This is a genomic window from Enterobacter sp. S-33 (genome assembly GCF_028735835.1).
GTDB classification, from domain to species: Bacteria; Pseudomonadota; Gammaproteobacteria; order Enterobacterales; family Enterobacteriaceae; genus Enterobacter; species Enterobacter vonholyi.
Genome location: NZ_CP117838.1, coordinates 2,643,531 through 2,663,825, shown reverse-complemented (window position 1 = coordinate 2,663,825; position 20,295 = coordinate 2,643,531). Strand labels below are relative to the sequence as shown.

Annotated in this window: 17 protein-coding genes; 13 read left to right on the top strand and 4 right to left on the bottom strand. The window is 59.2% G+C overall.

Features of this window, described 5'->3' with window-relative positions:
- Positions 1-22 precede the first annotated feature (22 nt).
- Genes prfA through kdsA form a run of 5 tightly spaced genes read left to right on the top strand, consistent with a single transcriptional unit; the run spans position 23 to position 4,028 of the window.
- On the top strand, positions 23-1,105 hold the full coding sequence (prfA, locus tag PUP35_RS12630; protein ID WP_021240360.1) for a peptide chain release factor 1: 1,083 nt from the start codon (positions 23-25) through the stop codon (positions 1,103-1,105).
- On the top strand, positions 1,105-1,935 hold the full coding sequence (gene prmC / locus PUP35_RS12625) for a peptide chain release factor N(5)-glutamine methyltransferase (RefSeq protein WP_271368195.1): 831 nt from the start codon (positions 1,105-1,107) through the stop codon (positions 1,933-1,935). Before prfA ends, prmC begins: the two co-directional genes overlap by 1 nt.
- The gene (gene sirB2 / locus PUP35_RS12620) at positions 1,932-2,324 is read left to right on the top strand and encodes an invasion regulator SirB2 (RefSeq protein WP_111965916.1); all 393 of its coding nucleotides are present in this window, start codon (positions 1,932-1,934) and stop codon (positions 2,322-2,324) included. Before prmC ends, sirB2 begins: the two co-directional genes overlap by 4 nt.
- Before the next feature lie 3 nt (positions 2,325-2,327).
- Positions 2,328-3,137: an invasion regulator SirB1 gene (gene sirB1, locus PUP35_RS12615; protein ID WP_024907069.1), complete on the top strand. Its 810-nt coding sequence runs from the start codon at positions 2,328-2,330 to the stop codon at positions 3,135-3,137.
- 36 nt (positions 3,138-3,173) lie between these two features.
- Positions 3,174-4,028 (top strand): 3-deoxy-8-phosphooctulonate synthase, encoded by an 855-nt coding sequence (kdsA, locus tag PUP35_RS12610; RefSeq protein ID WP_115875490.1) that lies wholly within the window; start codon positions 3,174-3,176, stop codon positions 4,026-4,028.
- Positions 4,029-4,114: 86 nt separating this feature from the next.
- Here kdsA and chaA read toward each other — a convergent pair whose 3' ends face one another.
- Complete coding sequence (gene chaA, locus PUP35_RS12605; RefSeq protein ID WP_039024239.1) at positions 4,115-5,215, bottom strand: sodium-potassium/proton antiporter ChaA; 1,101 nt, start codon at positions 5,213-5,215, stop codon at positions 4,115-4,117.
- Positions 5,216-5,485: 270 nt separating this feature from the next.
- On the opposite strand from chaA, the gene chaB reads away from it, so the two are divergent.
- Complete coding sequence (gene chaB, locus PUP35_RS12600; RefSeq protein WP_274239892.1) at positions 5,486-5,716, top strand: putative cation transport regulator ChaB; 231 nt, start codon at positions 5,486-5,488, stop codon at positions 5,714-5,716.
- Between the two features lie 177 nt (positions 5,717-5,893).
- Positions 5,894-6,589: a gamma-glutamylcyclotransferase gene (locus PUP35_RS12595; protein ID WP_061097960.1), complete on the top strand. Its 696-nt coding sequence runs from the start codon at positions 5,894-5,896 to the stop codon at positions 6,587-6,589.
- Positions 6,590-6,619: 30 nt separating this feature from the next.
- On the opposite strand, the gene PUP35_RS12590 is transcribed toward PUP35_RS12595, so the two are convergent.
- From PUP35_RS12590 to PUP35_RS12580, 3 genes are all read right to left on the bottom strand, one after another.
- Positions 6,620-6,859 (bottom strand): DUF1883 domain-containing protein, encoded by a 240-nt coding sequence (locus tag PUP35_RS12590; RefSeq protein ID WP_111965917.1) that lies wholly within the window; start codon positions 6,857-6,859, stop codon positions 6,620-6,622.
- A gap of 211 nt (positions 6,860-7,070) precedes the next feature.
- Positions 7,071-8,855, bottom strand: a complete 1,785-nt coding sequence (locus tag PUP35_RS12585; RefSeq protein ID WP_274239887.1) for a methyl-accepting chemotaxis protein — start codon at positions 8,853-8,855, stop codon at positions 7,071-7,073.
- 106 nt (positions 8,856-8,961) lie between these two features.
- The gene (locus PUP35_RS12580) at positions 8,962-9,315 is read right to left on the bottom strand and encodes a DsrE/DsrF/TusD sulfur relay family protein (protein ID WP_163353902.1); all 354 of its coding nucleotides are present in this window, start codon (positions 9,313-9,315) and stop codon (positions 8,962-8,964) included.
- A gap of 72 nt (positions 9,316-9,387) precedes the next feature.
- Here PUP35_RS12580 and nasR point away from each other — a divergent pair, with 72 nt between their 5' ends.
- From nasR to PUP35_RS12550, 6 genes are all read left to right on the top strand, one after another.
- Positions 9,388-10,572, top strand: coding sequence for a nitrate regulatory protein NasR (nasR, locus tag PUP35_RS12575; RefSeq protein WP_274239883.1), 1,185 nt, complete (start codon positions 9,388-9,390; stop codon positions 10,570-10,572).
- 227 nt (positions 10,573-10,799) lie between these two features.
- Entirely contained in the window at positions 10,800-12,047 is a 1,248-nt protein-coding gene (locus PUP35_RS12570) for a CmpA/NrtA family ABC transporter substrate-binding protein (RefSeq protein ID WP_274239881.1), read from the top strand.
- 2 nt (positions 12,048-12,049) lie between these two features.
- The gene (gene ntrB / locus PUP35_RS12565) at positions 12,050-12,928 is read left to right on the top strand and encodes a nitrate ABC transporter permease (RefSeq protein WP_271368184.1); all 879 of its coding nucleotides are present in this window, start codon (positions 12,050-12,052) and stop codon (positions 12,926-12,928) included.
- Between the two features lie 9 nt (positions 12,929-12,937).
- Positions 12,938-13,726, top strand: a complete 789-nt coding sequence (locus tag PUP35_RS12560) for an ABC transporter ATP-binding protein (RefSeq protein WP_033145769.1) — start codon at positions 12,938-12,940, stop codon at positions 13,724-13,726.
- A gap of 13 nt (positions 13,727-13,739) precedes the next feature.
- Positions 13,740-17,726, top strand: a complete 3,987-nt coding sequence (nirB, locus tag PUP35_RS12555; protein WP_274239875.1) for a nitrite reductase large subunit NirB — start codon at positions 13,740-13,742, stop codon at positions 17,724-17,726.
- A complete protein-coding gene (locus tag PUP35_RS12550) occupies positions 17,723-20,248 on the top strand; it encodes a nitrate reductase (protein WP_274239873.1) in 2,526 nt (841 codons plus the stop codon). Before nirB ends, PUP35_RS12550 begins: the two co-directional genes overlap by 4 nt.
- Positions 20,249-20,295 lie beyond the last annotated feature (47 nt).

Here is a 20,295-nt window from a genome sequence, read left to right as displayed (position 1 = left end):
AAGACAAGGTGCACTTACGCCTATGAAGCCTTCTATCGTCGCTAAACTGGAAGCTCTGCACGAGCGCCATGAAGAAGTACAGGCGCTGCTCGGGGATGCCGGGACCATTGCGGACCAGGAACGTTTTCGCGCGCTTTCACGTGAATACGCGCAGTTAAGTGATGTTTCTAAATGCTTTACCGACTGGCGACAGGTTCAGGAAGATATCGAAACCGCGCAGATGATGCTCGACGATCCTGAAATGCGCGAGATGGCGCAGGAAGAGCTGCAGGATGCGAAAGCGCGTTCTGAAGAGATGGAGCAGCAGCTTCAGGTACTTCTCCTGCCGAAAGATCCGGACGATGAGCGTAACGCCTTTGTGGAAGTTCGCGCCGGTACCGGCGGTGACGAAGCGGCGCTGTTTGCCGGGGATCTGTTCCGCATGTACAGCCGCTACGCCGAGTCGCGTCGCTGGCGCGTGGAGATCATGAGCGCCAACGAAGGCGAACACGGTGGCTATAAAGAGGTTATCGCCAAGATCAGCGGCGACGGCGTGTATGGACGTCTCAAGTTTGAATCCGGCGGTCACCGCGTGCAGCGCGTACCGGCCACCGAATCTCAGGGCCGCATTCACACCTCCGCCTGTACGGTGGCGGTGATGCCGGAGCTGCCGGAAGCGGAACTGCCGGACATCAATCCGGCGGACCTGCGTATTGATACTTTCCGCTCCTCTGGCGCGGGCGGTCAGCACGTTAACACCACCGATTCCGCCATTCGTATTACCCACCTGCCAACCGGTATAGTTGTCGAATGTCAGGACGAGCGTTCCCAGCATAAAAACAAAGCCAAAGCGTTGTCGGTGCTGGGCGCGCGTATCCACGCGGCCGAAATGGCGAAACGCCAGCAGGCGGAAGCATCCACGCGTCGTAACCTGCTGGGCAGCGGCGATCGCAGCGACCGAAACCGCACCTACAACTTCCCGCAGGGGCGCGTAACCGACCACCGCATCAACCTGACGCTGTACCGTCTGGACGAGGTGATGGAAGGCAAGCTGGACATGCTGATTGAGCCTATCGTGCAGGAATACCAGGCCGACCAGCTGGCGGCACTGTCCGAGCAGGAATAATGGATTTTCAGCGCTGGTTACGTGAGGCTGCCGGTGAGCTTTCCGAAAGTGAAAGCCCTAAACGCGATGCCGAAATTTTGCTTGAGCATGTGACGGGTAAAGCCCGCACGTACCTGCTGGCCTTCGGCGAAACTGAACTGACCGCGGAACAGGAAGCACAGCTCGCCGCGCTGCTTGCCCGCCGTAAAACCGGCGAGCCGGTGGCGCATCTTGTCGGCGAGCGCGAGTTCTGGTCGTTACCGCTGTACGTTTCGGCGGCAACGCTGATCCCGCGTCCGGACACCGAGTGTCTGGTTGAGCAGGCGCTGGCGCGTTTACCTGCGGAGGCCTGCAGCATTCTCGATCTCGGTACAGGCACCGGGGCCATCGCGCTGGCGCTCGCCAGCGAGCGGCCGGACTGCACCGTTACGGCGGTGGACGTGATGCCTGATGCGGTCGCGCTGGCGCAGCGTAACGTGGAACGTCTCGGGCTCAGTAACGTGACGGTGCTGCAAAGCAGCTGGTTTGCCGCGCTTGAGAATCGTTCATTTGCGATGATTGTCAGCAATCCTCCCTACATCGACGAACATGATCCGCACCTTGCGCAGGGAGATGTTCGCTTTGAACCGCTCACGGCGCTGGTTGCTGCCAACGCGGGATTAGCCGATCTTGATCACATTGTGACAACGTCACGACAACATTTACTTCCCGGTGGCTGGCTGCTCGTGGAGCATGGCTGGACGCAGGGGGAAGCCGTGCGAGCGCTGTTTATGCAAGCAGGCTACGCCGCTGTTGAAACCTGCCGCGACTACGGCGGCAACGAGCGCCTGACGCTGGGGCAGTGGTTATGAGCCTGTTTACCGTACTTATTACCGTCCACTTGATTTCCGTTGCGCTGACCATCACCTTTTTCATCGTCCGTTACTGGTGGCGCTACAGCAACAATCCGCTGATGGATGCCCGCTGGGTGCGTATCGCGCCACACTGTATTGACACGGTGTTGCTCCTCTCCGGTGCCGGGCTTATGTGGAAGACCGGCTATCTGCCATTTACTGATAAAGGCGCATGGCTGACTGAAAAGCTGTTTGGCGTTATCATCTACATCGTTTTGGGTTTTATCGCGCTTGGGCGTCGTCGTCCGCGCAGCCAGCAGGTCGGGTTTATCGCCTTTCTGCTGGGTCTGGTGGTGCTGTACATCATCATTAAACTCGCCACCACAAGAATACCGTTACTGGGGTAAGTCATGAGGTCCTTAGCCGATTTCGAATTTAATAAAGTGCCGCTTTGCGATGGCATGATCCTGATTTCAGAGATGATTCGCGACGATTTTACGTCGCAGTTTGTCTACGATGAGCTGGAGAATCTGGTCAGCCTGGCGCGTGAAGAGATTAATCAGGCTCGCCCGCAAGACTGGCAATTAGAGAAGCTGCTGGAGCTTTTCTACGGCGAATGGGGTTTCTGCGACACGCGGGGCGTGTATCGCCTGTCTGACGCATTATGGCTGGACCAGGTCTTAAAAAATCGTCAGGGCAGCGCCGTGGCGCTGGGCTCTATTTTGCTGTGGGTCGCGCACCGTCTGGATATTCCGCTGGTCCCGGTCATTTTCCCGACGCAGATGATCCTGCGTGCTGAGTGGCTGGACGGCGAAATGTGGCTCATTAATCCTTTCAACGGCGACACGCTGGATGAACATACGCTGGACGTATGGCTGAAAGGCAATATTAGCCCGGTGGCTGAACTCTTCAACGAAGATCTCGACGAGGCGGATAACGCAGAGGTCATTCGTAAGCTGCTGGACACGCTAAAGTCCGCGTTAATGGAAGAGCGTCAGATGGAGCTGGCGTTGCGCGCCAGTGAAGTACTGCTGCAGTTCAACCCGGAAGATCCGTACGAAATCCGCGACCGAGGGCTGATTTATGCCCAGCTCGACTGCGAGCACGTGGCGCTGAACGATCTGAGCTATTTCGTCGAGCAGTGCCCGGAAGACCCTATTAGCGAAATGATTCGTGCGCAGATCAACGCGATCTCGCACAAACAAATTACACTGCATTAATCTTAATTCCGATTCACACCTGAATAAGGCGATCCTATGAAACAAAAAGTGGTTAGCATTGGTGATATCAAGGTAGCAAACGATCTGCCGTTCGTACTGTTTGGCGGCATGAACGTGCTGGAATCCCGCGATCTCGCCATGCGTATCTGCGAACACTACGTTACCGTGACTCAGAAGCTGGGCATCCCGTACGTGTTTAAAGCCTCTTTTGACAAAGCCAACCGCTCCTCCATCAACTCTTACCGTGGCCCGGGCCTGGAAGAGGGGATGAAGATTTTCCAGGAGCTGAAGCAGACGTTTGGCGTGAAAGTGATCACCGACGTGCATGAAGCCTCTCAGGCGCAGCCGGTGGCAGACGTGGTGGACGTGATTCAGCTCCCGGCATTCCTGGCTCGCCAGACCGACCTGGTGGCCGCGATGGCGAAAACCGGTGCCGTGATCAACGTGAAAAAACCACAGTTCGTCAGCCCGGGTCAGATGGGTAACATCGTCGATAAGTTTATCGAAGGTGGTAACGATCAGGTCATCCTGTGCGACCGTGGTGCAAACTTCGGTTACGACAACCTGGTCGTGGATATGCTGGGCTTCAGCGTAATGAAGAACGTCTCTAACCAGTCTCCGGTGATTTTCGACGTGACCCATGCCCTGCAGTGCCGCGACCCGTTTGGCGCCGCGTCCGGCGGCCGCCGTGCTCAGGTGACCGAACTGGCGCGCGCCGGTATGGCAACCGGTCTGGCTGGCCTGTTCATTGAAGCGCACCCGGATCCTGATAACGCAAAATGCGACGGTCCATCCGCGCTGCCGCTGGATAAGCTTGAGCCGTTCCTGAAACAGGTCAAAGCGATTGACGATCTGGTGAAGAGCTTCGACGAGCTGGACACCAGCAAATAATAAAAAAAACCCGCTTCGGCGGGTTTTTTATGCCTCCCTCTCCCTGGCGGAGAGGGGTGGGGGCATCAGCCCGCACCGTCCCACTCTTACGCAAATATCGTCATCAGATACGCAACAAACAACGCCATATGCGCCGCTCCGTTCAGCACGTTGGTGCGCCCGGTGGAGAACGAAATCTGGCACAGCAGCAATGATGCTACCATCACGATCATCTCCGGCGCACCCAGCGCAAACTGCAGCTCGTTACCGGTCATAAAGGCAATCAGCGTCACCACCGGTACGGTAAGTGAGATCGTCGCCAGCACGGAGCCGAAGAACAGGTTCATTGCGCGCTGCACCTGATTATTCAACACCGCTTTCAGCGCGCCCAGCCCTTCAGGAGAAAGGATCAGCAGCGCCACCAGGAAGCCGGTAAACGCCACCGGCGCGTTCAGCTCGGTTAACAGCGTCTCCAGCGGGTTAGCGTTCATCTTGGTAACGGCAATCACCGCAATCAGATGTACGATCAGCCAAACCGTATGCCACGCGCTGCTGTGGGCCGACGGCTTACCGTGGTGCGGATCATCGTCGTCGCCGTCGTCTTCATGCTCATACACAAACAGGCTCTGGTGCGTTTTGGTCTGAATCAACAGGAACACGCCGTACATGGCGGCGGAAATCAGCGCGACCAGCAGCGCCTGACCGGTGGAGAAGTTTGCACCCGGCAGCGCCATCGGGAAGACCAGCACGATAATGGCAAGCGGGAAGAGGGCAATCAGATACTGTTTGATGCCAAACAGGTTCATATACTGGGTCGCGAATTTACGCCCACCCAACAGCAGAGAGAAGCCCACCAGACCACCCGTCACAATCATAATGATCGAGTAAAGCGTATCGCGCATCAGCGTCGGCGCTGCATCGCCGGTCGCCATGAGCGCGGAAATCAGGCTAACTTCGAGAATAACAACGGAAAGGCTGAGAATTAAAGAACCATACGGCTCGCCCAGACGGTGGGCCAGGACGTCCGCATGGCGAACGACGCTAAATGCGCTGGTTAAGATGCCGACCAGGGCAAGAATATTGATACCAACCACCACTGGCAGTGACTGACTGCTTCCCCAGAAGAGCAGCACAGCCAGTGCCAGAACCGGGAAAATGAGTGACGTCTCCTTGTGGCGGGTCTTTACCGCCTCGTGTGTTGCTGTCATGTGCTTCTCCATCAATGCAGGTGCTTGTAATTATAGATAGATTTTTAAGGGCATTAAACTAACAGATCTCTGTTAAATACCCTTTATTTTTTACTTAATTTTACCCTTTTCTTTGAAATTTGCGCCTGACCCATATAATTTACTTTATCTCTAAAATAGATTTTAAATAACAATAAATTAGACTTTTAATCAATGCATAAATTAAGTCCGGGTGGCACCATGCTATATCGTTGTCCACACTTATCTCTTTAAGCAAAAGAGAGGTGAGTGATGCCATATAAAACGAAACGCGAATTACCCGATAACGTGCAAAACGTGCTGCCCGCTCACGCGCAGGATATCTATAAAGAGGCGTTTAACAGCGCCTGGGATCAATACAAAGACAAGGAAGATCGCCGGGATGATGCCAGCCGTGAAGAGACGGCCCACAAAGTCGCCTGGGCCGCCGTAAAACATGAATATGAAAAAGGAGACGACGGTAAATGGCATAAAAAGAAATAGCCCTGAAATAATTCGCTGCCTTCATTTTGACTTTTCAGGCGGTTGAACTGCCGTTGTATTGCAACTGGTCCGCTAATTGCTTATCGTTATTCCACTGCTGGCAAAATGACCAGCACCTAAGGCCGGGAAGGCGAATTACAGATGTCGCAAGGAAGCATGCAGTGGCGGAGGTGGAAAGTGTTAACGCGTGATTTCTTAATGAAGGCAGATTGTAAGACGGCATTTGGTGCTATTGAGGAATCGCTTCTCTGGTCAGCTGAACAACGTGCGGCGTCGCTCGCTGCCACGCTTGCCTGCCGCCCGGATGATGGCCCGGTATGGATTTTTGGCTACGGCTCCCTGATGTGGAACCCGGCTCTGGAATTTGTCGAATCGGCAACGGGAACGCTGCCTGGCTGGCACCGCGCATTTTGCCTGCGTCTGACGGCCGGACGCGGCAGCGCGTGCCAGCCCGGGCGCATGCTTGCACTGAAAGAGGGCGGGCGCACCACTGGCGTGGCGTATCGCCTGCCGGATGCCACGCTGGAAGAGGAGCTTACGCTGCTCTGGAAGCGCGAGATGATCACCGGCTGCTACATGCCAAGCTGGTGCAAGCTGGAACTGGACGACGGACGCACCGTCAATGCGCTGGTGTTTATCATGGACCCCCGCCATCCGCTGTATGAAGCGGATACCCGCACGCAGGTGATTGCTCCGTTAATTGCCGCCGCCAGCGGACCGCTGGGTACCAACGCGCAGTATCTCTTCTCCCTCGATCAGGAGTTGACCCGCCTCGGCATGCAGGACGATTGTCTGAATGAACTGGTGGTGAAGGTGAAGGCGTTGCTGGAAGGGAACCCGCTCAACGGCACGCTGCGACCGGGTTTTGCCTGATATTACGCCCGGCTTGCCGGGCGTTTAATATTATGCTGCCACGTAGCTGATGGAATGCTCCAGAGACTGACTGTGGCTGTCAATCAGCACATCCCATGTGCCGGTGTAGGGCACTGTAAGCCAGGCCTTATCATCCTGTACGGTGAGAATATCCGCCTGGGACTGTTTTTGTGCTTTCGAACTCATCAAATGAATACGACAGCGTTCTGAGCAACGCACCACCACCGTATCCCCGCCAAACAGCTTCAAACTTGTTTTTACCAGTGCCATTTTTTACCCCGTAGTCTTAAACAACGCTCTCCCTGCAGCCATATCCGAGCGTGATGTTGTTCACAATTCACTCATGGCATAACACCAAAGGGGAGGGGGTGAGATGCTGATTTTGATCAAAAAATGGCATAACGATTAAACAAAAATGACAAAATTCCTCAAAATTTCAGCTGGCGCGCGTTTTACCCGCTAAACGCGCGCCGCCAGAAAATTAAATGCGGAAATGACCGGCTGTTTCAGCAAGGTCGCCCGCCTGGCTCTGCAGGGCACCCGCAGCGGCGGCGGATTGCACGACCAGCTCGGCGTTCTGCTGAACCATTCTGTCGAGATGGGTCACCGCGTGGTTGATCTCATGAATCCCTTTCATCTGCTCGCTGGTGGCGATGGAAATTTCGCGCATAATGCCGGAGACGCTGCCGATGCTGGAGCGGATCTCATCCATGCTTTCCCCGGCCAGATGCACGTAGCGGGAGCCGGTCGCCACGCTGTCGGTGGTGGAGTCAATCAGGGATTTGATCTCTTTCGCCGCCTGGGCGCTGCGGCTCGCCAGATTACGCACTTCGCCCGCCACCACGGCAAACCCGCGCCCCTGCTCGCCGGCACGGGCCGCCTCGACGGAGGCGTTCAGCGCCAGAATGTTGGTCTGGAACGCGATGCCGTCAATCACGCTGGTGATATCGCCAATTTTAGCCGACGCGACTTCGATGGACTGCATGGTGCGGATCGCCTGGGATACCACCTCGCCGCCGCGCGCCGCGGCCGCGGAGGCCTTGCTCGCCTGGTCATTCGCTTCTGCCGCCGATTCGTTCGACTGGGTCACGGAGGCGGTGATCTGCTCCACGGCGCTGGCCGTCTCGCGCAGGCTGGATGCGGCCTGCTCGGTACGTCCGGAAAGATCCTGGTTACCCGCCGCAATCTCCTGCGCGGCGTTTTTCACCGACTCGCTGGCATCACGGAGCTGCACCATCACCACCGACAGCTTATCGCTGAAGGCGTTAAAGGCCTGCGCAATCTGCGCAACCTCGTCCTCGCCGTTGTCCGGCAGGCGCTGGGACAGATCGTTAGTCCCGTTAGCAATGTTGTGCATCGCGTCGCGAATGTCTGACAAACGCTTGAGCAGGCGGGCAATCAGGAAATGCACAATGGCCGCGCTTAGCAGTGCCAGGATCACCAGCGAAATCGCCGAGGCTTTAAGCAGGGAACGCATGCCGGAGGTGGCATCACCGTTGTCGAGCGCGACGACTAACAGCCAGTTTGTGCCCGGCACGGCTGTCGCCACGAAGGTTTTTTCAGCGTCGTTCAGCGTTCCGTCGACGAGGTTACCGCTTTTCAGCGCAGCAAAATCAATGCCTTTGATCGTCTCAGCGAATGGTTTAAGCGTGAGCGCCGGATCGTTAGCGGCAATCACGCTGCCGTCACTGTTCAGAAGCAACCCGCTGCTGGCCGGGGTTGGATGGATCCCGCGCACGTTAGCCACCACGCTGTCCATCGCCACATCGCCCGCCACCACCGCTTTCAGCGTACCATTCTCTTTTACCGGCACGGCGAAGGTTACCACCAGTTTGCCGGTTCCCGCGTCAACGTAGGGCGCGGTGACGACCGGGCCGTCCGTGCTGACGACCTGCTGATACCACGGGCGAATAGTCGGGTCATAGTCCGCCGGGACACCCGCCGGTTCAGAGAATTTCGCCGTTTTGCTGGCGTAGCCAACATAGACATTGGTGAAGCCACCCGCCTGCGCAAGCTGTTTAAACACCGGAACCGGATCGTCACTCAGCGCAACGGTCTGCGCTGAGGCGATCACCGCCATCTTGCTTTTTACCCAGTCGGCAATCGCCATGTTATGGCTGGCGCTGGTGCTGGTCAGAATATCGCGCTGGGACTGCTGGTTATCCTGGCGCGTGACCTGGAAGTTAATAACGGTATTAAGGAGAAGTGCGACGACCAGACAGCCTGCCGTCGTCGCGATGATGCGTGCACGAATCGATCTGAACATAAGTGAAATACCTGCTGTGTTGTTTCCATGCCTATCGGCAACCCCGCAGGTAAACTTGATGCTGAAACCGCGTCCATAAGAAAATAATATTTTTACGGGTTTATTATTAAAAAGCTAATACTTTATCCGCGGTCAGCGTCCACTCGGCCAGCTCAACCAGCGTACCAATCTCTACGCCATCAACCAGCGGCAGACCGGTAATACCGCGGCCGTCGGTACAGGTCTTGCACAGCTTCACCGGCACGTTTTGCGCGGTCAGGATCTCCAGCATCTGCTGAATGTTATAGCCCTCGGCCGGTTTTTGTCCCTTCAGCCCCGCGGTGACCGCGTCCGACATTAAAAAGAGTCGTAACGCGAGGTCACTCTCTTTTTCACGCAGCGCAATCGCCAGGCGCAGGCTGTTAAAAAGGGATTCGCTGCCGTAGGCCGCACCGTTGGCGACGATCACAATCTTTTGCATGTTGACTCCTGTTCTTATAAAGGCACGAATATTGCTTAGCTTTCCCGAGTTTCGCTGTTCCGGAGAGAAAGCATGACATTAATGGCTGGCATTTCGCCAGGCGCTGCCGAATGGCTCGAGCGCGCAAAGATGATGCGCCGGGAGCACCTAAGCAAGCTGGCACAGCTTGGCGAGCTTGTGCACGGCATTAGCCAACTGGTGCACATGTTACAGTGCGAGCGTGGGGCGTCCAACGTCTGGCTCTGCTCACAGGGTAAGCTTTACGCCCCCGAATGCAAAGCCAGCCGGGCGCTGGTGGATGAAAACCTCGCTGCACTTTATGTGATTCTTGAAAAACAGTCGCCGATCCCGGGAAGTACGGTCTGTGAACGCATCGGCGGCGCGCTCCTGAGCCTGGATATGCTTCCTGCGCTGCGCGAAGGAGTTATTCAGCAAACGGTAACGGCACCGCAGGCGATGGAACACTACTCCCGCATGCTTCGCCATCTGCTCAGTATCGTACCGCAGCTTAATGACAGCATTGACGATCCGCAAATAGCCGGGCGTTTTGTCGCCCTGTATAGCCTGATGCAGGGGAAAGAGCTGGCGGGACAGGAGCGGGCGCTGGGGGCGATTGGCTTCACGCAGGGTTTTTTCGATGATGTGACTCGCCAGAGGCTGGTTGACCGCATCGACGGGCAGCAGGCCTGCTTTGAAATCTTTCTCTCGCACAGCCACGCTGAGGTACAGGCCACCTTTGCCTTAAACTGCCAGCCCGATCGTGAAACGGAGCAGCTACGAAGGGTGGCCTGCACCCGCCAGCCCGCCGCCGATAACGGCCATACCGCTCTGGCCTGGTTTGCTCTGCAAACCGCGCGCCTTGAGCATCTGCGCGCGCTGGAGGAGACGCTCATCGCCGATCTGATGACGGCGGTGGACGAGCGTATTTACCGTAACGATGAGTACGTGCCTCCCGCCGATGAGCAGGACGATCCGCTGATACAGTACCCGGAAAAACCGTTGCTCACCCTGGTGCGCCAGCAGGCGCGCGAGATAGAACAGCTCTCGCGCCAGCTTGCGTCGCTGCGCGATACGCTTGAAGAGCGCAAAGTCATAGATAAAGCGAAAAGCGTTTTGATGACCCACCAGAATATGAGTGAGGAACAGGCCTGGACGGCGCTGCGCAAAATGGCGATGGATAAGAACCAAAGGATGGTGGATATCGCCCGCGCGCTGCTCATGGTGAAGAATTTGTGGCAGGTAATACCAAAGGAGTAGCTGCACGGTCAGCGGGCATTTTGTGCCTGATTGAGGTGCGTGAACCTGAGGGTAAAGCGGGATACCCCGCGAAAACCGCGTGTTAAAACCTGGCATTCGCTTTGCATTATCAGATTAACCATTTTTGACGATGCGCCAACGGCGGTGCATTCGTCTTCGGGATAAAGGCGTCCACTGGTGCTTCGGCATCGTGGGCGCTTTTTTTTGGTTTTTATTCAGGAGTGGTCATGGCGGATTTGTCGAGACGGCGTTTTTTGCAGGCCAGCATGCTGGCGAGTGGTGCAATGCTGTTACCGGGTATCATGCAGGCCGCATGGGCGGCAGGCTCGGATAAACCGGAGCAGGAAACAGTGCGCATCGGGTTTATCCCGCTGACAGACTGCGCGCCCGTGGTTATCGCGGCGCTGAAAGGCTTTGATAAAAAATACGGCATTACCATCGTGCCCACCAAAGAGGCGAGCTGGGCGGCGGTGCGCGACAAGCTGGTGGCGGGCGAGCTTGATGCCGCGCACATTCTCTACGGCCTGCTGTACGGCCTGGAGCTGGGCATTGCCGGCAAGCCACAGCAGATGGCAAACCTGATGACGCTTAATCAGAACGGCCAGGCGATTACGCTTTCCAGCGATCTGGCGGAGAAGGGCGTTCGAGACCTTGACGGGCTGAAAAAGCTAATTGGTCAGCAGGCGCCCGGCACCTACACCTTCGCGCACACCTTCCCGACCGGGACGCACGCCATGTGGCTCTACTACTGGCTGGCCAGCGCGGGCATTAACCCCTTTGACGACGTGCGCACGGTGGTGGTGCCGCCGCCGCAGATGGTGATGAACATGCGCATTGGCAACATGGTCGGCTTTTGCGTCGGCGAGCCGTGGAACGCGCGGGCGATTAACGACCGCATCGGCTTTACCGCCGCGACGTCACAGTCTGTCTGGGCCGACCATCCGGAAAAAATCCTCGGCACGCGTCGCGACTGGGTGGAGAAAAACCCGCACACCGCGCGGGCGCTGGTCAGCGCGGTGCTGGAGGCCGCACGCTGGATCGAATCCTCCCGGGAAAACAAGCGCGAGACCGCGCGGATCCTCTCCCGCCGGGCGTGGCTCAACTGCAAGGAACAGTTTCTCACCGGGCGAATGCTCGGCGAGTACGACAACGGCCTGGGCCAGCGCTGGCAGGACGCGCACCCGATCCGTTTCTTCAACGAGGGGGCCGTCAGCTACCCATATCTCTCCGACGGTATGTGGTTCTTAACCCAGTTCCGCCGCTGGGGCTTGCTCAAATCCGCGCCGGACTACGCGGGTATTGCACAGCGCATTAACCAGACCGCTGTCTGGCAGGATGCCGCCACGGCGGTGGGGGGCATCACCACACCGACTTCACCATTACGCAGCAGCACATTGATGGACGGCACCGTCTGGAACGGTACCGACCCGGAAGGATACGCCAGCCGTTTCGCCATTCATCGTAAAGGGGCCTGATTATGCAGCATCTGCAAAAGACGAAATCACCAGATACGCCAGAGAGTGGGGAGGTGATTGTCCTCCCTCCGGTGCAGGTTCGCCGCCGTACGCCGACGTTTGCGCGTCGGATTAACGCGATCATTCAACGCATCATTCCGGCGTTACTCGGTCTGGGACTGCTGGTCGTGCTGTGGCAGCTGGCGGCGATTAACAGCAAAGGTTTCCCGACGCCGCTCAGCACGCTCGATTCCGCCATTACTCTTTTTGCCGATCCGTTTTATCGCGACGGGCCTAACGATATGGGCATTGGCTGGAACGTACTCGCCTCATTACAGCGCGTGGCGGTGGGCTTTGGCCTGGCCGCGTTCGCCGGGATCCCGCTCGGCTTCCTGATTGGCCGCTTCACCTTTTTTTCGCGCATGTTCGGCCCGCTGATCGCGCTGTTACGCCCGGTTAGCCCGCTGGCCTGGCTGCCCATCGGCCTGCTGCTGTTCCAGAAAGCGGAGCCCGCGTCGAGCTGGACCATTTTTATCTGCTCTATCTGGCCGATGGTGATCAACACCGCCGAAGGCGTGCGCCGCATTCCGCAGGACTACCTCAACGTTGCCCGTGTGCTGCAGCTTTCCGAGTGGACCATCCTGCGCCGCATTCTCTTCCCGGCGGTGCTGCCCGCGGTGCTGACCGGGGTGCGCCTCTCCATCGGCATCGCCTGGCTGGTGATTGTCGCCGCCGAGATGCTGACCGGAGGGCTGGGGATTGGCTTCTGGATCTGGAACGAGTGGAACAACCTCAACGTCGAAAACATTCTCATCGCCATCGTCATCATTGGCGTGGTCGGGCTGCTGCTGGAGCAGGGGCTGATGCTGATCGCCCGGCGCTTTAGCTGGCAGGAAAAATAAGGAGCAAACATGAAACCATTAATTCAGGTCCAGGCCGTGAGCCAGCGTTTTTCCACCGCTAGCGGCGAGTTTCTGGCGCTGCAGAACGTCTCTTTTGATATCCACGAGGGCGAAACCGTGAGCCTGATTGGGCACTCCGGCTGCGGCAAATCGACGCTGCTGAACCTCATCGCCGGTATTACCCTGCCGACGGAAGGCGGGCTGATTTGTGACAACCGCGAAATCGCCGGGCCTGGGCCGGAGCGCGCGGTGGTGTTCCAGAACCACTCGCTGCTGCCGTGGCTTACCTGCTTCGACAACGTGGCCCTGGCGGTAGATCACGTGTTTCGCCACAGCATGAGCAAGGCGGAGCGCAGGGAGTGGATTGAACACAATCTCGACCGCGTGCAGATGGGGCACGCCCTGCACAAGCGCCCGGGGGAGATCTCCGGCGGCATGAAGCAGCGCGTCGGGATTGCCCGCGCGCTGGCGATGAAGCCGAAAGTCCTGCTGATGGATGAACCCTTCGGCGCGCTGGATGCGCTGACGCGCGCCCATCTGCAGGACTCGGTGATGCAGATCCAGCAGGCGCTGAACACCACCATCGTGCTCATTACCCACGACGTGGACGAGGCGGTGCTGCTCTCCGATCGCGTGCTGATGATGACCAACGGCCCGGCGGCGACCGTCGGGGAGATCCTGCGCGTCGATCTGCCGCGCCCGCGCAACCGGGTGCAGCTGGCGGACGACAGCCGCTATCACCACATGCGCCAGCAGATCCTTCATTTCCTCTATGAAAAGCAGCCAAAAGCGGCGTAGCGAGGGGGCTTTGATGCGACTGGTCATTATCGGAAATGGCATGGCGGCCACGCGGCTGATTGCCTCGCTCACCGGGGGTGCTGCCGGTCGTTTCGCTATCACCGTCATCGGTGACGAGCCGGAACATGCCTATAACCGCATCCAGCTTTCGCCGGTGCTGGGCGGTGAAAAGCAGGCTGCAGACATCTGTCTTCAGGATGACGACTGGTACCAGGCGCGCGGCGTGACGGTGCTGCGGGGCGAAAAGGCGATCGCCGTAAACGTGGACACGCGGGAAGTGCAAACCGCCGCCCGCACGCTGGACTGGGATGCGCTGGTATTTGCCACCGGATCAACGCCCTTTATTCCGCCAATCCCCGGCTGCGATGCGCCGCATGTGTTCACGTTCCGTACCCTGGAAGATACCCGGGCCATTCAGGCGATCGTCGGTCCGGCGGTGGTGCTGGGCGGCGGCGTGCTCGGGGTTGAGGCGGCGGCAGCGCTGGCGCGTTCAGGTGACGAGGTCACGCTTGTTCATCGCGGTCCGTGGCTGATGGAGCAGCAGCTGGATCGGCAGGCGGGAATGCTGCTGGAAGAGGCGCTGGCGGCGCGGGGCGTGCGCTGTGAGCTCGTCTCTGGCATCGCAGCGGTGAACGGAAATAGCGTGACGCTGATAAACGGACGCAGTATCGCCGCCGCGCGCGTGGTGCTGGCGACGGGCGTGCAGCCCAGCGTCGCGCTGGCGCAGGCCAGCGGCATACGCTGCGCGCGCGGCATCGTGGTGGATCACCAGATGCAAACCTCCGAGCCGGACGTCTACGCCATTGGCGAGTGCTGCGAAATCGACGGCCAGACGTTTGGCCTGGTCGCCCCCTGTCTGGCGCAGGCGGATATTCTTGCCGCGCGGCTGGCCGGGGACGTCACCGCGCCGTTTGTCCTGACTGACAGCGGCGTACGCCTCAAGGTGACCGGTGTGGAGCTGTTCAGCCTCGGTCGCGCGGCAGAGCAGGAGGTCGACGTGGTCTGGAGCGCATGGGATCCGTTGACCCGTCACTATCGTCGTTTACTGATCCATCAGGGGGCGCTGGCTGGCGTGCTGCTGATGGGGGACTGCCGCAGCGCGGCGACATTTACCGATTTACTGGCAACGGCTGCGCCCGCGCAAGCGGACTGGCTGTTCGATCGTTTCACTACGCAACCGCAGGTTGCAGGACAGAACGCTATGACAAAACCTACTCTGGTGGTGGTTGGGCACGGTATGGTCGGCCATCATTTCCTCGAAGACTGCGTTAACCGCAATCTGCATCAGCAGTATCAGATCGTTGTCTTTGGCGAGGAGCGCTATGCCGCCTATGACCGCGTGCATCTGTCGGAATATTTTGGCGGCCGCAGCGCGGCGTCGCTTTCGCTGGTGGAGGGGGATTTCTTTGCCGACAACGGCATTGAGCTTCGCCTGTCGCAGCAGGTCGTCGCTATCGATCGCGACGCGCGCGTGGTGCGTACCGCCAGCGGGCACGAAACCCACTGGGACAAGCTGGTACTGGCGACCGGATCATACCCGTTCGTGCCGCCCGTGCCGGGCAACGATTTGCCGGGCTGTTTTGTCTACCGCACCCTTGACGACCTGGACAACATTGCGGCGCACGCGGCGGGCTCGCGCCGCGGCGTGGTGATTGGCGGCGGCCTGCTGGGGCTGGAGGCGGCGAATGCCCTGAAGCAGCTCGGGCTGGAAACCCACGTGGTGGAATTTGCGCCTAACCTGATGGCGGTCCAGCTCGACAACGACGGCGCGATGATGCTGCGCAAGAAAATTGAGGCGCTGGGCGTCGGCGTTCACACCAGTAAAGCGACAACGGAGATCGCCATGGCGGACGGCGGGCTGGTGCTGCGCTTTGCCGATGGCGAACAGCTTGAAACGGACATGGTGGTCTTTTCTGCCGGCATTCGTCCCCAGGACGCGCTGGCGCGCAGCAGCGGGCTGGCTATCGGCGAACGCGGCGGGATTTGCATTGACGACGGTTGCCAGACCTCCGATCCGGACGTGCTGGCCATTGGAGAATGCGCGCTGTGGGAAGGGAAAATCTTCGGTCTGGTCGCGCCCGGCTATCAGATGGCGCGGGTGGCCGCCGCCGCGCTGGCGGGTGAGGATAAAACCTTCGCCGGCGCGGATATGAGCACTAAGCTCAAGCTGCTCGGCGTGGACGTCGCCTCGTTCGGCGACGCTCACGGGCGCACGCCGGGGGCGCTGAGCTATCAGTGGACGCACGGTCCGCAGCAAATCTACAAGAAAATCGTGGTCAGCCACGACGGCAAAACGCTGCTCGGTGGCGTGCTGGTGGGTGACGCCAGCGAATACGCCACGCTGGTGCAGATGATGCTTAACGGGATAGCCCTGCCAAAAGAGCCGGAAACGCTGATATTACCCGCGTCGTCAGGCAGCGCGCCGAAAGCGCTCGGCGTGGCGGCGCTGCCGGAAAGCGCGCAAATCTGTTCGTGTCATAACGTCAGCAAGGGCGATATCTGCCGGGCGGTGAGCTCGGGCGCGACGGATATCGGCGCCGTTAAGCAGTGCACCAAAGCGGCGTCCGGCTGCGGGGGATGTAGCGCGCTGGTGAAGCAGGTGATGGAGTTCCAGCTGGCGGAGCAGGGCGTGGAGGTGAAAAAGGACATCTGCGAGCACTTCTCGTACTCGCGCCAGGAGATTTACCACCTCGTGCGCGTCAACCATATTCGCACCTTTGACCAGCTTATCAGCCGCTACGGACAGGGACACGGATGCGAAATTTGTAAGCCGCTGGTGGGGTCGGTGCTTGCCTCGTGCTGGAACGAGTATCTGCTGAAACCGGCACTCCTGCCGCTGCAGGACACCAACGACCGCTACTTCGCCAATATCCAGAAGGACGGTACCTACTCCATCGTGCCGCGCATGCCGGCGGGAGAAGTGACCGCCGACGGGCTGATCGCCATCGGGCAGATTGCGAAACGCTACAGCCTGTACAGCAAAATTACCGGCGGACAGCGTATCGACCTTTTCGGCGCCACTCTGGAACAGCTGCCGGCGATCTGGCAGGCGCTGGTGGAGGCCGGGTTTGAAACCGGGCACGCTTACGGGAAATCCCTGCGCACGGTGAAATCCTGCGTCGGTTCAACCTGGTGCCGCTACGGGGTGCAGGACTCCACCGGCCTCGCGGTCAGGCTTGAGCACCGCTACAAGGGGCTGCGCGCGCCGCACAAAATCAAAATGGCGGTCTCCGGCTGCACCCGCGAGTGCGCGGAGGCGCAGAGCAAAGATGTGGGGGTCATTGCTACCGATAAAGGCTGGAACCTCTATCTGTGCGGCAACGGCGGGATGAAGCCGCGCCATGCGGATCTCTTTGCCAGCGATCTGGATGACGAAACGTTAATCCGCACCGTCGACCGCTTCCTGATGTTCTACATCCGCACGGCGGATCGCCTGCAGCGCACCAGCACCTGGATGGATAACCTGGAAGGCGGTCTCGACTACCTGCGGGAGGTGATCCTCAACGATAGCCTGAGTATCGCCCACGAGCTGGAGCAGGAGATGGCCCGGGTGGTGGAAACCTATCAGTGCGAATGGCAAACAACGCTTAGCGATCCCAACCGGCTGGCGCTGTTCCGCACGACGGTGAACGACACCGCGCCGGATGAAAGCAAGCGCTGGCAGGAAATTTGCGGCATCGACGATATCCCCGAGCAGGCGGGCATCGGCGCGCGGCTTGGACGTAAGCCGATTGCGCTCTTCCGTTTTGGCAAAACCGTTTACGCCCTCGACGATCGGGAACCGGGCGGTAATGCGAACGTGCTTTCACGCGGCATTCTTGGCGATGCGGCGGGCGAGCCGGTGGTGATTTCACCGCTGTATAAGCAGCGCATTCGCCTGCGCGACGGCTGTCAGGTAGAGAACGGCGAACCCACGGTGCGCGCCTGGCCGGTGAAAATTGAAAACGGCAAGGTATGGGTTGGCAGCGACGCCCTGGTAATGCGTGCGGAGGCTTCATGACGGAAACCCGGACAACGTGCCCCTACTGCGGGGTCGGCTGCGGCGTAGTTGCCAGCGTGGAAGGTGAAGCGGTCAGCGTTCGGGGAGATGAAACCCATCCTGCGAACCTGGGGCGCCTGTGCGTGAAAGGATCGGCCCTGGCGGAAACGACGGGGTTACAGGGGCGATTGCTGCGCCCCGTTGTTGATGGACTTGAGGTGGACTGGGCGCAGGCGCTGGACGCGGCAGGGGAGCGTCTGCGGGAGATTATCGACACATGGGGACCGCAGGCGGTGGCGTTTTACGCCTCCGGACAATTGCTTACCGAGGACTACTACGCCGCCAACAAGCTGATGAAAGGGTTTATCGGTGCGGCAAATATCGATACCAACTCCCGGCTCTGCATGTCTTCGGCGGTGGTGGGCTACAAGCGCGCCTTCGGCGAAGACGTGGTGCCGTGCAGCTACGAGGACGTCGAAAACAGCGAGCTGGTGGTGCTGGTGGGTTCAAACGCGGCCTGGACGCATCCGGTGCTCTATCAGCGGCTGGTGCAGGCGAAGCGCAACAACCCGCAGATGAAGGTGGTGGTAGTCGATCCGCGCAGAACCGCCACCTGTGATATTGCTGACCTGCATCTGGCGCTCGCCCCCGGCAGCGACGCCGGTCTGTTTGTAGGATTGCTCAATCTGATTCAGGGGACCGAGGCGTGGCCGATTGCCCGCGTGGCGGCGTTTTGCGATCTTCCGTCAGAAGACATTGGTACCTTTTACGACTGGTTTATCACCGCGCCTCGCGCAATTACGCTCTACACCATGGGTATCAACCAGTCCGCCAGCGGCAGCGACAAGTGTAACGCTATTATTAACGTTCATCTTGCCAGCGGGAAATTCAACCGTCCGGGCTGCGGCCCGTTTTCGCTGACCGGACAGCCAAACGCGATGGGAGGAAGGGAGGTGGGCGGACTGGCGAACCAGCTGGCGGCGCACATGAACTTTGAGCCGGACGATCTTTCGCGGGTGGCGCGTTTCTGGGGAACGGAACGGCTGGCGCAGACGCCGGGCCTGATGGCGGTGGAGCTGTTTGACGCCATTGCCCGCGGTGAGGTGAAGGCGGTGTGGATTATGGGCACCAACCCTGCCGTGTCGCTGCCGGACAGCCACGCGGTGTGTCAGGCGCTGGCGAGCTGCCCGCTGGTGATGGTCTCTGAAGTGATGAACGATACCGACACCAGCCGGTTCGCCCATATCCGTTTTCCGGCTTTGGGCTGGGGAGAAAAGGACGGGACGGTGACCAATTCCGAGCGGCGCATTTCACGCCAGCGCGCGTTTCTGCCTGCGCCGGGCGAGGCGAAGCCGGACTGGTGGATCGTCGCGCAGATGGCGAAGCGGCTGGGCTACGGCGAGGCCTTTGCCTGGCAACATCCGCACGAGATTTTTTGCGAACATGCGGCGCTGACGGCCTTTGAAAATGACGGCGCGCGGGCATTGAATCTTCATGACCTGGCTGCGCTAACCCGTGAGGAGTGGGATCAGCTTGAGCCTTATCAGTGGCCGATGGGGGATTTCCCGCGCCGAAACATTGTTCCCGTTAACCCTCTGTCGCACGGTGCGACGGTCAGCGCGTTGTACCCGCTGATTCTTAACTCGGGGCGCATCCGCGATCAGTGGCATACCATGACCCGAACGGGATACGTAGCCAGACTGATGCAGCATATCGCCGAACCGTTTGTTGAGGTTTGCCCCGCAGACGCCGTTCGGTTTTCCCTGTGCGACGGCCAGCTGGCGCGAATTAGCTCGCCGCGCGCCGTGATGGTCGTCAGAGTACGAATCAATGACGGGATACGGGAAGGCGAGGCGTTTGCCCCGATGCACTGGAACGCTGAGTTTGCCCGCCAGGGAAAGGTGAATGCCCTGGTGGAAGGGCGCTGCGATCCGGTTTCGGGCCAGCCGGAGAGTAAACAAACCGCGGTCAGAATTCTGCCGTGGCAGCCTGCCTGGCAGGGGGAACTCTATGCCCGGGAATGGCCGGAAATGCCTTCTTCGGTTTACTGGTGGCGCAAAGCCTCACGTCTGACGGTGGCGTGCGATAAACCTTTGCTGTCGTGGGTAATGGAATACGCCGGCGTCCGGGGCTGGCAGCTGCAGGTTGCCCAAACCGGCGAACGCAGCAGCGTGCTGGCCTGGCATGAAGGCCAGCTGATGCTGGGCTTCTGGGAGGGCACCGCGTTACCGGCGCTGGCGCATACGGTGATTGAAGCCGCTTTTCAAGCCCCACCCGTGCTTCTCGCAGAACGCCACGCCTTGCTGAACGGACAGAGCGTCGGGAAGGATGCGGATCCGGGACGCATCATCTGCAGCTGTTTCAGCGTCGGGGAGAATACGATACGGGAGGCGATCGTCGGAGGGTGTGATTCCGTCAACGCGCTGGGGGCGAAGCTGCGCTGTGGTACGAACTGTGGTTCCTGCGTGCCGGAGCTGAAAGGGCTGTTTCAGGATAATCCTGAAATGTCCGCCAGGACTGCATTTCAGGGCTTATCGCGTTAACATAATAAGAGTTTATTCATAAACACAGGTTCTTATTGACGACGTTG

Coding starts and splice junctions, on each gene's coding strand:
- sirB2 (WP_111965916.1), top strand. CDS start 1,932: ATGAGCCTGTTTACCGTACTTATTACCGTCCACTTGATTTCCGTTGCG.
- PUP35_RS12585 (WP_274239887.1), bottom strand. CDS start 8,855: ATGTTCAGATCGATTCGTGCACGCATCATCGCGACGACGGCAGGCTGT.
- nasR (WP_274239883.1), top strand. CDS start 9,388: ATGACATTAATGGCTGGCATTTCGCCAGGCGCTGCCGAATGGCTCGAG.
- chaB (WP_274239892.1), top strand. CDS start 5,486: ATGCCATATAAAACGAAACGCGAATTACCCGATAACGTGCAAAACGTG.
- PUP35_RS12570 (WP_274239881.1), top strand. CDS start 10,800: ATGGCGGATTTGTCGAGACGGCGTTTTTTGCAGGCCAGCATGCTGGCG.
- nirB (WP_274239875.1), top strand. CDS start 13,740: ATGCGACTGGTCATTATCGGAAATGGCATGGCGGCCACGCGGCTGATT.
- prmC (WP_271368195.1), top strand. CDS start 1,105: ATGGATTTTCAGCGCTGGTTACGTGAGGCTGCCGGTGAGCTTTCCGAA.
- PUP35_RS12560 (WP_033145769.1), top strand. CDS start 12,938: ATGAAACCATTAATTCAGGTCCAGGCCGTGAGCCAGCGTTTTTCCACC.
- PUP35_RS12550 (WP_274239873.1), top strand. CDS start 17,723: ATGACGGAAACCCGGACAACGTGCCCCTACTGCGGGGTCGGCTGCGGC.
- PUP35_RS12590 (WP_111965917.1), bottom strand. CDS start 6,859: ATGGCACTGGTAAAAACAAGTTTGAAGCTGTTTGGCGGGGATACGGTG.
- prfA (WP_021240360.1), top strand. CDS start 23: ATGAAGCCTTCTATCGTCGCTAAACTGGAAGCTCTGCACGAGCGCCAT.
- ntrB (WP_271368184.1), top strand. CDS start 12,050: ATGCAGCATCTGCAAAAGACGAAATCACCAGATACGCCAGAGAGTGGG.
- kdsA (WP_115875490.1), top strand. CDS start 3,174: ATGAAACAAAAAGTGGTTAGCATTGGTGATATCAAGGTAGCAAACGAT.
- chaA (WP_039024239.1), bottom strand. CDS start 5,215: ATGACAGCAACACACGAGGCGGTAAAGACCCGCCACAAGGAGACGTCA.
- PUP35_RS12580 (WP_163353902.1), bottom strand. CDS start 9,315: ATGCAAAAGATTGTGATCGTCGCCAACGGTGCGGCCTACGGCAGCGAA.
- sirB1 (WP_024907069.1), top strand. CDS start 2,328: ATGAGGTCCTTAGCCGATTTCGAATTTAATAAAGTGCCGCTTTGCGAT.